General features: G+C 61.2%; 12 protein-coding genes and 1 tRNA gene. 6 read left to right on the plus strand and 7 right to left on the minus strand.

Going from position 1 to position 15,591, the window contains the following annotated elements:
- Window positions 1–106: 106 nt before the first annotated feature.
- The 3 genes from DVJ77_RS07105 to DVJ77_RS07115 all read right to left on the minus strand — a co-directional run bounded on the left by DVJ77_RS07105 (window position 107) and on the right by DVJ77_RS07115 (window position 6,984).
- Window positions 107–2,209, minus strand: a complete 2,103-nt coding sequence (locus DVJ77_RS07105) for a pentapeptide repeat-containing protein (RefSeq protein ID WP_114844807.1) — start codon at window positions 2,207–2,209, stop codon at window positions 107–109.
- A complete protein-coding gene (locus DVJ77_RS07110) occupies window positions 2,209–5,814 on the minus strand; it encodes an NHL repeat-containing protein (protein ID WP_225427881.1) in 3,606 nt (1,201 codons plus the stop codon). Before DVJ77_RS07110 ends, DVJ77_RS07105 begins: the two co-directional genes overlap by 1 nt.
- 483 nt (window positions 5,815–6,297) lie before the next feature.
- Entirely contained in the window at window positions 6,298–6,984 is a 687-nt protein-coding gene (locus DVJ77_RS07115; protein ID WP_114845272.1) for a polymorphic toxin-type HINT domain-containing protein, read from the minus strand.
- Window positions 6,985–7,398: 414 nt separating this feature from the next.
- Here DVJ77_RS07115 and DVJ77_RS07120 point away from each other — a divergent pair, with 414 nt between their 5' ends.
- Genes DVJ77_RS07120 through DVJ77_RS07135 form a run of 4 tightly spaced genes read left to right on the plus strand, consistent with a single transcriptional unit; the run spans window position 7,399 to window position 10,473 of the window.
- Entirely contained in the window at window positions 7,399–7,941 is a 543-nt protein-coding gene (locus DVJ77_RS07120; RefSeq protein ID WP_114844809.1) for a DsrE family protein, read from the plus strand.
- Window positions 7,942–7,952: 11 nt separating this feature from the next.
- Window positions 7,953–8,897 carry a substrate-binding domain-containing protein gene (locus DVJ77_RS07125; RefSeq protein WP_114844810.1) on the plus strand — a complete coding sequence of 315 codons (945 nt, stop codon included), beginning with the start codon at window positions 7,953–7,955 and terminating at the stop codon, window positions 8,895–8,897.
- On the plus strand, window positions 8,894–9,544 hold the full coding sequence (locus DVJ77_RS07130; protein WP_114844811.1) for a c-type cytochrome: 651 nt from the start codon (window positions 8,894–8,896) through the stop codon (window positions 9,542–9,544). The genes DVJ77_RS07125 and DVJ77_RS07130 overlap by 4 nt, the downstream gene beginning before the upstream one ends.
- Window positions 9,541–10,473 carry a c-type cytochrome gene (locus tag DVJ77_RS07135; RefSeq protein ID WP_114844812.1) on the plus strand — a complete coding sequence of 311 codons (933 nt, stop codon included), beginning with the start codon at window positions 9,541–9,543 and terminating at the stop codon, window positions 10,471–10,473. Before DVJ77_RS07130 ends, DVJ77_RS07135 begins: the two co-directional genes overlap by 4 nt.
- A gap of 224 nt (window positions 10,474–10,697) precedes the next feature.
- Here the strand turns inward: DVJ77_RS07135 and DVJ77_RS07140 are convergent, their stop codons facing one another.
- On the minus strand, window positions 10,698–11,135 hold the full coding sequence (locus tag DVJ77_RS07140) for a hypothetical protein (protein WP_114844813.1): 438 nt from the start codon (window positions 11,133–11,135) through the stop codon (window positions 10,698–10,700).
- Window positions 11,136–11,484: 349 nt separating this feature from the next.
- Window positions 11,485–11,560: transfer RNA gene (locus tag DVJ77_RS07145), tRNA-Ile, on the minus strand.
- Window positions 11,561–11,710: 150 nt separating this feature from the next.
- On the opposite strand from DVJ77_RS07145, the gene DVJ77_RS07150 reads away from it, so the two are divergent.
- Window positions 11,711–12,082 (plus strand): SnoaL-like domain-containing protein, encoded by a 372-nt coding sequence (locus DVJ77_RS07150; RefSeq protein WP_114844814.1) that lies wholly within the window; start codon window positions 11,711–11,713, stop codon window positions 12,080–12,082.
- Between the two features lie 70 nt (window positions 12,083–12,152).
- On the opposite strand, the gene rpoD is transcribed toward DVJ77_RS07150, so the two are convergent.
- Complete coding sequence (gene rpoD / locus DVJ77_RS07155) at window positions 12,153–14,024, minus strand: RNA polymerase sigma factor RpoD (RefSeq protein WP_114844815.1); 1,872 nt, start codon at window positions 14,022–14,024, stop codon at window positions 12,153–12,155.
- Between the two features lie 161 nt (window positions 14,025–14,185).
- Window positions 14,186–14,626 carry a D-aminoacyl-tRNA deacylase gene (gene dtd / locus DVJ77_RS07160; protein WP_114844816.1) on the minus strand — a complete coding sequence of 147 codons (441 nt, stop codon included), beginning with the start codon at window positions 14,624–14,626 and terminating at the stop codon, window positions 14,186–14,188.
- 80 nt (window positions 14,627–14,706) lie between these two features.
- Between dtd and DVJ77_RS07165 the strand changes: the two genes are divergently transcribed.
- The gene (locus tag DVJ77_RS07165; protein WP_114844817.1) at window positions 14,707–15,588 is read left to right on the plus strand and encodes an LpxL/LpxP family acyltransferase; all 882 of its coding nucleotides are present in this window, start codon (window positions 14,707–14,709) and stop codon (window positions 15,586–15,588) included.
- The last annotated feature ends 3 nt before the right edge of the window (window positions 15,589–15,591 follow it).

Consider the following 15,591-nt stretch of genomic DNA (forward strand, 5'->3'; position numbering starts at 1 on the left):
TCTCCCGGTGGAGAGGGGTTACGTCGAGGTGCGCATTGCTTGATGGTCCTCGACGCATATAAAACGAAATTCGTCTCCTTCGGAAGACGGGTCCACCAACAAACCTTCAAATAGAGCTGGACGGCCATCGCGCCGACACTGGAAAGGCGTGCAGTTGTTCTGTAGTGCACGTGCCGCCCCTGCCATCAGGGCAGGTGGTTTGAGGCCCCGTGCTGCGGGCGTCGAGTTTGGTCGGGTCATAGTCGAACGTTTTGCCATCGGGGTACAGGCGGTGCACGACGTTGATGCTTCCTCTCTTGGCGGAAAGCTGCGCTCTAGTCAGTACGACGTCCATCAAGGAGGCCCCGACGAAATCGGCGCCGGCCAGACAGGCCGAGGAGAAGTTCGTCTGTTTATTGCCGGAGCGCGGCGCCTTGATATTGGTGAACGTTGCCGACACCAGGCATGCGCCCGAGAAGTTCACGTTGCTCAGCCTGCCGTCGCTGATGCCCTTGAAATCCACCTCGGCCAACATGGCGGACGAAAAATTGGCCTCCGTGAGCACGGCGCCATTGAATATGGCCTCCCACATCCACGCGTCGGAGAAGTTCGCGTTCATCAGGGTGGCATTGGCGAAATTCGCGCTTGGCAGATGGGCGCCGGTGAAATCCGCGGCTTCGAGGATTGCTTTGCTGAACTTAGCGTTTTCCAGATTGCAACTGCCGAAGCGCATGCTGCGTAGGTCCGCAGATTCGAAATCGGCGTTGATTAGCTTCAGGCCCGCGAAATCCACGATGGGCAGGATCGCTTCCTTGGCCTTGAAGTTCTCGAAGGCTCCACTGCTTGGCCGGTCCAGCGTAATGGTCGCACCGCTGGCATCGACATAGGACCAGTCGGTGCCCAACAGGCTGGAGGCGAACTTGGCGCCGGCCAGGTGCATGCGCTCTTTCCGGGAGGTGTCACGGCGGGGTGTGCGCGCATGCTTCACCTTGCCGGCCAGCACCGCGTTGCGGAAGTTGGTGCCCTGCAGGTCGGCGTTGTCGAAGTTTACTTCGTCGAAGCTGGCCACCGGCACCGGTGCGCGCATTCGCTGCCCTCCCTCGTATTCGGCTTCCCTGGCGCTGAAATCCGCGCCGGCCAGTTCGGTGTCTTTGAACGACACGAGTTTCAGCGTGGTTCCTCCGAAGATGGCTTTGTCCATTTTCGCGGCGTCAAACGTGCTATCCGAGATGCGCACGCCGTCGAAACGCGCATCCGTGAGCGTGGCCCCGCTGAAATCGACCTGGTGAATGCTTGCCGGCTGGTCGAGTCCAGCGTTCGCGCTCGACTGCAGGCCGATGACCTGGAGTACTTCTTCCATGGTCAGCGCTCCGAAGCGCGCGTTGACGAGGCTGGCGTTCTGGGCATTGGAGACGACGAACTTCGAGCCGCCGAATGCCGGCCGGGTCAGCCTCGCATTCTTCAATGAGGCATAGGTGAAGCTGCAGTCATGGAAAATAGTTGCGGTGCCTTCCACGCCGTCGAGCTGCGCATATATCAGGTTCGAGCCGGAGAGCCAGGTCCGGTTGAGGCTGGCTTGCTTAAGCGAGGCACCCGCCAGATTGCAGTCCCGGATGGTGGCACCGTCGAGCTTGGCGCCGTCCAGCTTGATATCACTGAGGTTCATGTTAACCAGGCTTTGCTTGCTGAGATTGGCTCTTATCATGCGTCCGGCGTATAGCTGCCAGGAGCCGAAGGTGCAGCGCTCGAAGGTGCAATCGGTGAAGTTGACGCCGACCAGGAGGGCCTTGGAGAAATCGGTGTCGATGAAATGCACGCCAGTGAAATCGGTGTCGTTGAGATCGATTACCGTCTTGCCCTGTGGACCAAAGTCGGCCTTCTCGCAGCGCTTGGACTCGCGGATGCTCGACACGCCGTGCGCATCCGTGCGCATCTCAAACTTGTTGCGCTGCTGTGTATCGATGCCCGCCAGCCGCGCCAGCAGCGCGACCCGCTCCGGCTCTGGCTCGTTCTGTGCCCCGGTCAGCGCCGACAGCAGTCCACGCGGGGCCGGGAAAGGGATGGGGATGAAGCCCTGGAAGAACGCGGCCCATTCTTCGAAGGATCGAGTGTCCGGTTCGCGCTCATCGAGCTGAATCCGCATCCGCTTGGCGTCTTTGTCTACATGGAACATGAAGCGTAGGTGCGCGTCGCCGATGAACAGGCTGAGCTTGCCTTCGAAAATAAACATTACTTTTTCCTTTTGCTGGACATCGGCGGTGGCGGTGGAGGTAGCCACATGCTGAGCGAAGGTTCGGTGCGGCGATCCGGGCCGCTCAGGGTTTCCCAGTTGAGCGTATAGAGGCTGCGCGCCAGGTCCACCGCGATGCGCGCCGCGGCCACGCGCGGCGTGCTGACCAGGAAGCTGCCGTCCGGTTCGTAGATATCGATGCGGTAGTGCTCCGGCTGGCTGCCGTTACCATCGTAGGCCAGTACGAACAGATAGCCTTTGGCCTCCACCGACAGGTCCAGATAAGTAGTGCCCATCGCACCCACCTGACGCAGCGGGAGTACCGCGGACTTCTCCGTCTGGCCCTTGGGCTTGAAGTACGGCACGGGGTTGCCGGAAATGTCGAAGCTCTGGATGCGGTTGTTGCCTTGCTCCAGTACCAGCAGTCGCCCATCCAGCGCCACCGCGATTGCGCATGGCTGCAGCAGCAGGCCGACACGTTCGCCTTCGCCGCTGTAGGGACTGGCGACGGTGGCTTCCTCGTTTTTCTTCGGCGCGGCCAGCTTCAGCAAGTAGAGCTTGGACGTGTCGGCGCTGACGCCGGCGGCGTAGCCCTGCGGATGCACTACGAAACGGTCCACCGGTGCGGAGAATCGGCCCCAGCTCTCCCGTTTGCCTGGCTCGAAGAGCGGCTTCTCATGTAGCGACAGCGCGATGCGGCGCAGGTGATAGCCGCCGGCGGGATTGCGGATGTCGTCGTAGTCGCCGCCGCTGGGATCGAGATAGAAGCTGGCGCCGCTGCCGTCCTCCGCCGAGCCGAGGTCGTAGGCCACGCCGCAGGGCAGGGAAAAGCCCAGCGGAGAGCTGGCGTAGGAGGCCTCGGGATCTTCCAGCAGCGAGAGGTTCTGCATCGTATGCATCGCGCCGTCGGTGGGCGGTCCCGGGCGGTCGCGCGGCCTGTTCAAGCCGTTGGCCTGCCAGGAGTAGCCAAGCATGCCCGGGCGCTGCGCCACGGTGATGCCGCCCATCGACAGCAGGCGGTGGCCGTCGTCTGTCGGTGCCGTGGTGATGGTGGTGGTGGGTGCGGGGCGCTGCTTCCAGCGATGGCGCCCGCCTTCGAACACGATCGATTGCCGGTGCTCGTAGACCGACTGGCGCGATAGCGGAATGAGTGCGTTCTTCACCACCACGTCCAGCGCCAGCACTGAGCTGCCTTGCGCACCCTTGGCATCCACCCAGCCCGAGGCGCCCATTGCCGACTGCCAGCCGTTGGCGGCGTAGAAGAACACCATCACTTTCACGCGACCGCCGGCGGCGATGCCGTTGAACTCGAACGGCAGTGGCTTGGACAGCGTTTCGCCCGGCAGGCGAATCTCCTGCACCGGCAAGGTATTGCCTGAGTCGTAGAGTACGCGCACGACCATGCGGTCGTGGTGGTCGGGAAACTTGTTGAACGCCGGATCCGGCAGCACGCGGCCGCGCAGGTCGAAGGTGCGGGTGAGTTCGGTGGTGTAGTAGAAGGGCGACTGCAGTACGGCGGCCGTGGTCTGCGCTAGCTGCATCAGCGTGATGGTGGTATCCAGCGCGAGGAAAGCCAGGTTGATTAGCGGCACGGCGCGCTTGGCCACGGCTTCGCCGGCCTTCTGCGCAAGGTAGAGGGAGAATTTCTTGGCCTCCAGCTTCGCCAGCTTGGGCAGCACCACCGTGGCCACCCTGCCGATGGTCTTGCCGGGGTCTTGCGAAGCACCGAACGCATAGCCGGTGGTGACGCCGATGCCGAGAGAGTAGATCCCCATGCGGACCTTCGGATCCTTCATCAAGTTGTGGATGATGCCGGTGTTCTTCTCCGACGCGCCCTTGACCAGCAGGTAGATGGGCAGGGCCATCTCGATCACCGCCGTGCAGAGGATTCCCAGCAGGCATACCGTTGCATCGAACTCGCCGGTACCCAATCCGCCCCAATAGAGCTTGACCGACGAAGCCGATTCGGGGACGTCGATCTTCAGCGTCTGCGTATCGGCCGGGATCGGCACGCCGAAAATAGTGGTTACGGGGTCGATTAGATCGATGTAACGCTTGGTGTCGTGATGGTCGAAATACGGCGATAGCGAGGACGGCATGTTCCCAGGGAAGTTTTCGGGTTTTATCACGCGGCCGGAGGCGTCGAAGAACTCGGCGTAGGCGACCAGGTGGCGCAGCCATTCGTTTTTCATGTCGACGCGTAGCTGGCCGTACTTGCCCTTGGTCGTCGGCGCGGCGCTCCACACGCTCCGTTCCACGCCATTGGGCTCGCGCACGTACAGATGGGCGGTTCTGAGCACCTTGTTGGAGGTCGAATGCATGCGCACGTGGAGGTACAAGTCCACCTGGAGATCGTCGAGTCGCAAGTCCACCGTGAAGGCGTCCGCGCCCGCGCTGCCGCTGCGGTAGGCGGCCTCGAACACGGTTTCCCTTTCCTGCTTGGGCGGCTGCGCGGCGAAGCCCCCTTTCCAGGCATTGGCATCGTCCGCCGTCTCCACGCGGACGAACATGCGGCCTTCGATCAGCGCGTCGACGATGTCTTTGGACATGGGCGTGGGATCGCTCGACGACCAGCCCTCGTTGATCTCCAGGCCGCCTTCGCGCGGTGGATCGAAACTGACGGCGCCGGTACTCACGCCGTTCATGGTACTCAGCGCCTTCAGGGTCCAGCGCGTCTGGTCGGCCTGCAGCAGTGGGCGCTTGCCCTGCTGCTTCGCGCGCGCGGGGCGATGTTCCTCCACGGTCTGGCCGTACTGCATGCGCCAGGTCTGGCCCTGCAGTTCCTCCATCTGCTGCGAGTACTTCAGCGCCAGGCCCATCGGGGCGCCCATGTGACGGCGCACGCCCTCGTGCACTTCGATGGTGAATATCGTGCCCTCGGCATCCGTCACTACCTTGCCGTCCGCGTCGAGCATGGGCACGCGGCGCGACCATTGCTCGCCGAGGCGGCGGATTTCGTCGAGCAGGCGGCTGCGCTTGCGCAACGCGCGGCCGACGCAGTCGCGCAGGATCAGGGCGGGAATGGCACCGCCGTGTTCCGTGTTGAGGTTAATCAGCGACGGGTGCTGAAACAGCAACGTGGAGGCAGTTTCAAACGGGTCGATCAGATCGTGCAGCAGTTCGGTTTCGAGCAGCGCCGCGTCGCTATGCAGCAGGGGGCTCAGCTCTTGCCTCACTTCGTCGTCTTCCAGCAGCCAGGCGAGCTTGGGGTGCTGTTCCTGCGACACGCCGCGCAACAGGCGGTTTTCGTACAGGCGCTGCCGGCCTTCGCGCGGCACGTGCACGGCCAGTGAGAGAAAGTCTTCGGTGGGTGCGCCTTCGACCTCTGTGGCGCGCGCCAGATAGGTGACCATGACCGAGTCGGTCGGCAGATCCACTTCGAGATAGTGGCTCAGGCGAGTATCAGGCATCCGTTGCAGCAGTGGATTGCCGACGCGGGCATCGGAGCGCGTGGCCTTGGTGTGGGCGTGGATGCGGTGCGGAGTGAGGCCTGCGTAGTAGGTGAGTGTGTGGTCGCGCTGGAGCGAAGAGGTGGCATCGAAATGCAGCAGATGGCGTTCGCTAGCTTTAGAGGGTTGGCCCATATAGGTTCCCGCTGCGCGCATGTGTGATCTGGCTGGACGAAGAATTCGCCGGCTCAGCGCGTGCCCGTTCGGGCAGGGTGGTAGTGACCGTCGCCCCGTGCGAGCGGTCTTGTGCGCGCTGTATACTGTTAATTCTGCGGCGGCGTAAGTGCATGATGGCGCGAGCCGAGTGACTACTTGAAATAGCGAGCCTGCGGACGCGCGCCGGTATCGTATTTGACCTCGTCGAGATCATCAGCGTGACACCGCCGGCATGGATCTCTAACGTATGCCGGGGTCGCAAGCCCATGGCGGCGCCGCTACGACGCGTCCCCCCTTCAAGGCTCGACTTGGTTTCTACGGTGCAGAAGCCAGGGTCGCAGGATATGTGGCGGACCTCATGCGTAACGATGGCAGCATGAATGGGTGCTTGCGCTATCTCGCATCGTTTGGCCGCCACCACCGGGACCGCCAAGCTCCGTATTCAACCCTATGGCAGCAGCAGACCCCTCATCCGCATGCGCCTCAAAATGGCAGGCGTGCGCCACTGTAATTGCTGTTGTGAACCCAAAGACCGCCTTCGCCCACGTAATAGGTATGGAAATCTTCCACCTCGATGTTGAACACCCGTCGGTGCATCTCGGGGGCGTCGTGTTGAAGGTGATGCAACAGATCATCTCCATCAGAACTGAGGCAGTTGAAGCCATGCTCAAGATCTACGAGGAAGCCAAAATATTTGTCGGCAAATGAAGTGGTGACGAATCCGATGTTTGGCTCGGCGGTCCGATACAACACGTCACATTTGTAGGCTACAGCGACGGTGCCATCACTGAGCTCCATGTTTTGACCCGGCTCCAGATCTTCCAGTGCTACCCAGCCGACATCCTGCACCCAGAATGGATGATTAGCGGTTGCGTAGAGGTACCCCATGTCCTCTCTACGCGGGTCGTAATACGACAGATGCCAGATTTCTTTGTCCGCATGCTCAAAGGTATTGAGCACGCGCTTGTACTGTTGGGCGCCCGTTCCTTCGGGTTGCGACAACACCATGTCCCCTGGCTTGAGCTGCTCAATGGGTACTAGGCCGTGGTCCGTCCATACCACTGTGCCCTCCACAAAACAGCCGACATCGGTTTCGGGGCAGCCCTCGCGCACCCACTGGTAATGAGTTTCAGGTTCATCCGCCATCAAAAGTCCTAGACGCTGGCGCATCTATGTCTCCATGAATACGTTTGTGTCAGGTCCGCTCCGGGTCGAAACGGAATGGGTAATGCCTAGTCTAGGTCGTCCGCTAGGTCGATGCGGAAGACTCAAGCTTGCTTGATGCCATAAATCTACAAGCTCTCGATGGCGTTTTGAATGACGTCCCGGCTGCGGCGTATCGCGGTTCCGAATTGTTCGCGTTAAAGAAATCCTCGAACTTCCGGTGATCGCATAGCTCCTCAGGTAAGCCCGATGCGTGAATTCGAATAGACGACCATGGAGCACGCGCGACCCGTATGCATCGATGGTCAATGTATAAGCCGGACTTATCTTCGTCATAGAAAATATAACGTTGCTCGATAGCGTGTGGCGACGTACTGTTCTGCGCGGCGCCGGCTGGCGTCTTCATAGGGGGTGTGTGCGATGTTCCGCAAAGTCTTGTCTCTTTCTTTCGCACTTAGCCTGGGCGGCGCTGCTGCCGCGTTGGCCGCCGATGCACCTGCGCCGGTGATTACTGCGGCCGGCGCTATCCACCCGCTGCCGCAGGCGGCCTACCAGCCGGACGCCAAGGCCACCCACAAGGTGGTGTTCGCGCTGACCAAGCCCTCGGAGAAGCCCGGCGACGTCAACCCGGCGCTGGAGCGCGTGGCGCGCGCGGTCAATCTCTATACGAGTGCCGGCGTGCCGTTGAGCCACTTGAAGTTTGTCGCCATTGCCTACGGGCCGGCCACGGCGCTGGTGCTTGACGACGAGCACTATCGCGCGCAGTTCGGCGTGGCCAATCCCAACCTGCCGGTGATTGCGCAGTTGCACAAGGCGGGGGTGGATGTGGCGGTGTGCGGTCAGGCCATGGCTGAGCACAAATACGACAATAGCTGGGCTTCGAAGGATGTCACCCTCGCACTCTCGGCGCTGACCACGATCGGCGATCTCGAGCGGCAGGGTTATTCCCTGATGCCGCTGTAACGGAGGCTGACATGCGATTGCGTCTTGCGCGTTGCCTGCTAGTGGCAGGTTTGAGCATGTCTTTCGGAGTGAGTGCGGAAGGCCAGGCGAAGTCCGACTATCTGCCGCCATGGAACCCGCCGCCGACGGGCGGCGTGGCGTTCTCGGTGCCGCCGGTGGATGCCATCGCCGATCTGCATGGCGACATCGTCGATCCACAGTTGGTGGTGTTTTTCGCTGGCAACCAGTTCATGGTGGTGCACGATCTGCTGGTGGCGTTCAAACAGGCGCATCCGCAATACCAGCGGATCTTTGTCGAGACCTTGCCGCCAGGCATTCTGGCGAAGCAGATCGAGCGCGGATCGCTGGTCATGGGCAATCTGAAGATCGAGCTGAAGCCGGACATCTATACGGCCGGCAAGAACGACGTGGCCGAGTTGCAGAAGCAGCACGGCTGGTTCAACGATGTTTACGACTACGCGCGCAATCCCTTGGCGATCCTGGTCGCCAAGGGCAATCCGAAAGGTATCAAGGGCCTGGCTGATCTCGGCCGCGCTGACGTGCGGGTGAGCATGCCGAATCCGCAGTGGGAAGGCGTCGCGAAGCAGATCGAGGCCGGCTATCGAAAGGCCGGCGGCGATGCGCTGGATCACGCCATCATGGATACGAAGGTGAACGATGGCAGCACCTTCCTCACCAGCATTCACCATCGGCAATCGCCGTTGCGTGTGTTGCAAGGCGATTCGGATGCAGCGCCGGTCTGGTTGACCGAGGCGTACTTCCAGCAGGAAATTTTGCATCATCCCGTCGAGACAGTAGCGATTCCGGCCGAACAGAACGTCACCGCTACCTACTCCGCCGCACGTATGAAGGATGCGCCGCACACGCAGGCGGCAGGGGATTTCCTCGCCTTCATGCGCACACCGCAGGCACAGGCGATCTATCGCAAGTACGGATTCCAGGAGCCGAAGCCATGAGCGCGAGATGGTCTTTTCTTTTCACCCTGGCCGGTTTGTCGATGGCCGGCAGCGCATGCGCGGGGTCGCCGGATGGCGCCACGTTAGCTACGCAGGGCAACGGGCGCGGGGCCGCGCCCTGCGCGGCTTGCCATGGCGCCGATGGCGGCGGGCAAGCGGCGAACGGATATCCGAGGCTCGCTGGCCTTCCGGCCGAGTACCTGAGCAAGCAGTTGAACGACTTCGCTTCCGGCATCCGCGGTAATGCCGTCATGCAGCCGGTAGCCACCGCGTTGAACGCCGACGAGCGCGAGACACTGACCGCCTATTACGCGTCGCTGCAACCGCCTTCGGCGGTACCCACAACGGCGTCATCGTCGGCCGGGTCGGTGCTGGCTGGTCGCGGCCGCTGGTCGCAAGGTCTGCCCGCATGCGATCAGTGCCATGGGCCCGGAGGTGTCGGCGTTGGCAACAGCTTTCCGCCGTTGGCCGCGCAACCGGCGAGCTATCTCGCGAACCAGTTGCGCGCTTGGCAGCAGGGCACGCGTAAAAACGACCCGCTGGAGTTGATGCGCGGCGTCGCCGCCAAGCTGAGCGTTGCCGATATCGACACTATTACCGCCTGGTATGCAGCGCAATCCGTCGCGGCGCAGGGAGCCAAACCATGAACCTTCTGCGTATCGCGGCGCTCGCTTCCACGCTGTGCCTGGTCGCGTGCGGCGGCGTTGGCGATCATCCCGCAAAGACCGTCGCCGCTGCACCGGCGCCCGCTACAAGCTCGGCCAAGCAGCAGGCTGCTGTTTTCATACCGCCGCCCGAGTCGGCGATACCTAACGACGAGTTCGGCAAGCAGATCGAGCTGGGCCGGAAGATCTTTACCGAGACGGCAAAGTACGCGCCCGGCTATGTCGGCAACCAGCTCAACTGCGAGAATTGCCATCTCGACGCCGGTCGCCTCGCTGGCTCCGGGCCGTTGTGGGGTGCCTACAGCATGTACCCGGCCTACCGCGCCAAGAACCATCACGTGAACACCTTCACCGAGCGGTTGCAGGGCTGCTTCATGTACAGCATGAACGGCAAGGCCCCGCCGGCTGACAGTGCGGAGATGGTCGCGCTGGAAACGTATGCCTATTGGATGTCGCAGGGCGAGCCGGTGGGCAAGGAGCTGTCAGGACGCGGCTACCCTAAGCTGGCCAAGCCGATGCAGGCGCCCGACTTCGCGCGTGGCGAGCAGGTGTTCAAGCGCGACTGCGCGCTGTGCCATGGCTCCGACGGCCAAGGCCAGATGGCCGCGGGAAAGATGGTGTTCCCGCCGCTGTGGGGGCCGCAGTCGTTCAACTGGGGCGCGGGCATGCACGAAGTGGATAAGGCCGCTTCCTTCATCAAGGCCAACATGCCGCTGGGCCGGGGCAATACCTTGACTGAGCAAGATGCCTGGGACGCGGCGTACTTCATGGATGCCCACGAACGTCCGCAAGACCCGCGCTACGCCGGCAATGTGGTGCAGACGCGAGCGAAATTCCACGACACGCCGCAATCGCTGTACGGCGTGGAGGTCAACGGGCAGGTGCTGGGGCAAGGTAGCGCAGCGCACTGAAATGACTGCGCACAACGGTCACCGTGACCCGGCGACCGTTTGCATATGTTTGGTGCTTGGACGCCACGCGGAGTGTATGCACGTCAAGCTCATGACCAATGACAGGTCGTTACGTTCGGCTTGCGGGGCTTCTGCGGGTGATCGCGCTAGCGAACCGGTATAGACGGTGATCTGCGTTAAATGCCTCTAGCCACCAAGCCGTTTGTCTGCCCAAGAGTCAAGGATTAAGGGGCGCCCACGTAGTACTTGATCCAGTCGGCGATCACCGGGCACTGGTACTTAGTGGTGCAAGAAACATAGATGGGGTGGCTCAATGCCACAAGAAGCAAATACACGTAGCCCATCACCGCAGGAGCCGTTCTAAGCCAGAACTTCACATTGTTCCAAAAACCGCGCCACGACGTATTTTTCGACGCTTCTCTGAAATGCTTCGGCATTAGACGTCTATTGTTGACCCATATGCTGAGGACAAAAACGAAACACAACGCACCATTGATAGAAGGCGTCTTCGTCGATAGGCAGGCCAAGCCCAATGGGAAACCGATAACCCCTAGCGTGGCATTGAGAAAGTCGGCCCAATGCCTCTCTGATTGCTGACGCACATCCTCTTCCCGCTTCTGTAGATCATTTGCGTGATCTCTGCGACCAGAGTGATTGGCCATAGCTTCTCTCCTTGAGGTAACGCGTTATCCGCAACCAGTGCCGAGTCTCAAAGACCTGAGAATGACCCGACGCTTTTACTCGCCTCGCTCCGACGCGCTTGCTCGCGTGGGCTCGCTGCAAGAGAAGCCTGGAGGTGGAGGCTCGCATTAGTGTTGCTTTGCCAGCGCTGGGTATAGCCCGGCACAGCCTTTGGGTTCAAGGGGCACTCAGCAGGCCATGCTTCGGAGTGGCAATTACTAGGTGCCGTGGAAAGTTGCACCATAAGTTGTCCGCGCCGTGTGACCCATAAGCTGTCCATTCGGGCAACTTATGGGTTCGTAGCTATCCGACTGTGCGTGCTGCGGATGATGGTGGGCCCACGAGGATTCGAACCTCGAACCAAAGGATTATGAGTCCTCTGCTCTAACCGTTGAGCTATAGGCCCGCTGGGCGACATGGTCGCTGCAGCAAAGTCTGCCATGGTAGCGGGGGTGGGTGTCGAGCGTCGAGTGTGATGAGTGTTGTCGTTATTCACATCCTCTTGTCACTCGGATAGGGCTAGGCTTCGTATTCCATTGCTAGCGAGGTCCGCCGTATGAATACCGAAGCGATTGCCAAGCGTTTAGTTGAGTTATGCCGTGAGGGTAAGTACGAAGAGGCGCAGCGTGAGCTGTATGCCAAGGACGCGGTGAGTATCGAGCCGGACGGGTTGCCGCCGGGGATGCCGGGCAATGTGCAGGGGCTGGAAGCGATCTATGAAAAGGGTCGTCAGTTCGCAGAGTCGATCGAGACGATGCATGGCGGCAGTGTCAGCGATCCGGTCATCGCCAGTAACTGGTTCAGTGTATCGATGAGCATGGACGTAACTATGAAGGGACGTCCTCGTATGGATATGAGCGAAATCTGTTTGTATCGCGTGCATGACGGCAAGATTGTGTCGGAGCGGTTTTTTTACGATATCGGCTGATTTACGCGCGGTATGAATGCAAAAAGCCCCGCTTGAGCGGGGCTTTTTGCTGATGCGGATGGAGGGTTTATCAGTCGATGTCGAGGAACGAGCGTAACTGCTCCGAACGGCTCGGGTGACGTAGCTTGCGCAGTGCCTTGGCTTCGATCTGACGGATCCGCTCGCGGGTGACGTCGAACTGCTTGCCGACTTCTTCCAGCGTGTGATCGGTGTTCATATCGATGCCGAAGCGCATGCGCAGCACCTTGGCTTCACGCGGAGTGAGGCCGGCGAGTACGTCGCGCACGGTTTCCATCAAGCCGGTTTCCGTCGCCGACTCGACCGGCGAGCTGGCGTTGGTGTCTTCGATGAAGTCGCCCAGATGCGAATCTTCGTCGTCGCCGATCGGGGTTTCCATCGAGATCGGCTCTTTGGCGATCTTGAGCACCTTGCGGATCTTGTCCTCGGGCATCTCCATTTCCTTGGCCAGCTCTTCGGGCGTCGGCTCGCGGCCGAACTGCTGCAGCATCTGGCGGGAAATGCGGTTGAGCTTGTTGATCGTTTCGATCATGTGCACCGGAATACGGATGGTGCGGGCCTGATCGGCGATCGAGCGCGTGATGGCCTGGCGGATCCACCATGTCGCATAGGTCGAGAACTTGTAGCCGCGACGGTATTCGAACTTGTCCACCGCCTTCATCAGGCCGATGTTGCCTTCCTGGATGAGGTCGAGGAATTGCAGGCCGCGGTTGGTGTACTTCTTGGCGATCGAGATCACCAGGCGCAGGTTGGCCTCGACCATTTCTTTCTTGGCGCGGCGGGCTTTGGCCTCACCGGTCGACATCGTGCGGTTGATTTCTTTGATGTCGGTCAGCGGCAGGAACAACTGGCGCTCGATGGCGGCGAGCTTTTCTTGCTCGGCATCGATGTTTTCGCGGTGGTTCTTGATGTTCGGCGACCATTTCTGGCGCTTGCGGCTCAGTTCGGCAGCCCACTCAAGATTGCCTTCGTTGTTCGGGAAGGTCTTGAGGAACTCGGATTTCGGCATCTTCACGTGGCGCACGAAGATGTCCATCAGCGCGCGTTCGTGATGACGGATGTCGTTGACCACTTCACGCAGCTTGCGCACGAAGCCGTCGATCAGCGCGGACGGCAGCTTGAGCTTGAGGAACTCCTCGGCCATCTGGTCGCGCAGTTTGACGATTTTCTTGTCGGTGATGTCGGCGGCCTTGGGGGCGGCCTTTTGGAACTTGGTGTAGTAGTCGCGCAGCAGCTCCATGCGGCGCTTGACCTCTTCCGGGTCCGGGCCGGTGGGGCCGGCTTCTTCGTCTTCGCCGGCAGCCTCTTCGTCTTCGTCTTCGACCTCTTCCTCGACGCCATTGGCGGCCGCGGCTTCGGCAGCCTCGGCGGCGGCGGCGCGGGCGGCGTCGGCGGCTTCTTCAAGGTCGGCAAAGCCGGCGAGGATCTCGCTGAGGCGGCGCTTGCCGTCTAGATGCTGGTCGTACTCTTCGAGCAACAGCTCGATGGTCTGCGGAAAGCTGGCCAGCGCGGTCTGCACTTGGTTCAGGCCTTCCTCAATGCGCTTGGCGATGGCGATTTCGCCCTCGCGGGTCAGCAGCTCGACCGTACCCATCTCGCGCATATACATGCGCACGGGGTCGGTGGTGCGGCCGACTTCGGCATCTACCGCCGACAGCAGGGCGACCGCCTCTTCGGCGGCGGCTTCGTCGTCGGTGCCGCTGCCGGGGGCGTTGTCGGCCAGCGGGTCGGCGTCAGGGGCGGCATCGTGTACTTCGATGCCCACGCCCTTGAGCACAGCCATGATGTCTTCGATCTGCTCCGGATCGACGATATCGTCAGGCAGGTGATCGTTGATTTCGGCGTAAGTCAGATAACCCTGCTCCAAACCTTTGGAGATAAGGGCTTTAATTTCCGACTGTTGCTCGGGAGCTTTGTTGTTCATACCTACCGCCGCATATGCAGGAACCGATCAGTATAGCGATGTGCTGCTTTTTTGACCAGTTTTCAAGTGATTTTTCTAAAGAGATGTACACGCAAAAATCGCGCCAAGCAGGCATTTTCTGACGATTTTTTGTGTTTGAAGCGAGCTGCCGGAGGCGATGTTCAGGAGGCATCGAGCCAGAACGTAACCGGGCCATCATTTACCAGGTGCACCTGCATATGGGCGCCAAAGCGGCCGATTTCCACCCTTGGGTGGGAGCTACGGGCCAATTCTACCAGGCACTCGAACCAATAGCGGCCGTGCTCGGGCGTTGCCGCAGTGGTGAAGCTTGGGCGCATGCCCGAGCGCGTATCGGCCGCGAGGGTGAATTGACTGACCAGCAGCAGGTCGCCACCGGTGTCGCTGAGCGAGCGGTTCATGCGGCCTTGCTCGTCGCTGAATACGCGATAGCCGAGCAGGCGTTCGAGCATGCGCCGAGTCTGTGCCTCGCCGTCCTGCGGCTGCACCGCGACCAGGGCCAGCAGGCCGGGGCCGATCGATCCGACCGTCTCGTTTTCAACATCGACTCGGGCGGAAAGGGCGCGTTGGATCAGGGCGATCATAAAAGAGCCTGTTCACAATAAAACGGAGCCGCAAGTTTAACGGCAGCGGTTTGCCGCGTTGCCGTTACACTTCGGCGCCTATGCGTTTCGATATCTACCTGCTCTATCTCCTGCTGCGTTTGTTTGGCTTGCTGCCTTTGCGCGTGCTGCACAACCTGGGTGGCTTGCTCGGCCGGCTCTCGCTATGGCGCCGCGCACGCGTGGTCGGCCATACCGCCGTAAACCTTGGGATTGCGCGGCCCGAGCTGGACGCCGCAGCACAACAGGTGTTGCTACGTGAGGTGATGATCGAGAGCGGCAAGTCGATGACTGAGATCGCCAAGATCTGGGGCGGCGGTGCCGAGCGAGCGCTGGATCTGATTCGCGAAGTGCGCGGCGAAGCGTTATTCGATGCGGCGTTGAGCGCCGGCAAGGGCGTGATTGTTGCGGCCCCGCACCTTGGCTGCTGGGAGCTGCTCAACTATTGGCTATGTCGCAAGACACCGATGGCGATTCTGTATCGGCCGCCGCGGATCGTTGCCGTGGAAGGGCTGTTGCGCAAGGCGCGTGGAGCCTTGGCGCCCGAGCAGGTGCGTGCCGAGGGCGCCGGTGTGCGCACTTTGTATAAGCGATTGGCCAGCGGCGGTACGGTCGGCATCTTGCCGGATCAGAAGCCGCGCTCGGGCGAGGGCCAGTTGGCGCCGTTCTTCGGGCGTGATGCCGAGACCATGGTCTTGCTGCCCAGGCTGGCCTCGCGCACCGGCGCCACGGTGTTGTTTGCTTTTGCCGAGCGGCTACCGCGCGGCGAAGGTTTCCGCATCCATCTGCTGCCGGCTTCGGATGGGCTGGTCGACGCCGATTTACAGGTGGCCTGCACGGCGCTCAATCGCGGGGTAGAGGCCTGCGTGGCGCAGGCGTTTACGCAGTATCAATGGCATTACAAGCGTTATACGCGCAGTGATCGGCCCAGCCCGTACGAGTAGCTC

Source organism: Dyella tabacisoli, from assembly GCF_003350925.1.
In the GTDB taxonomy this organism is placed as follows: domain Bacteria; phylum Pseudomonadota; class Gammaproteobacteria; order Xanthomonadales; family Rhodanobacteraceae; genus Dyella_C; species Dyella_C tabacisoli.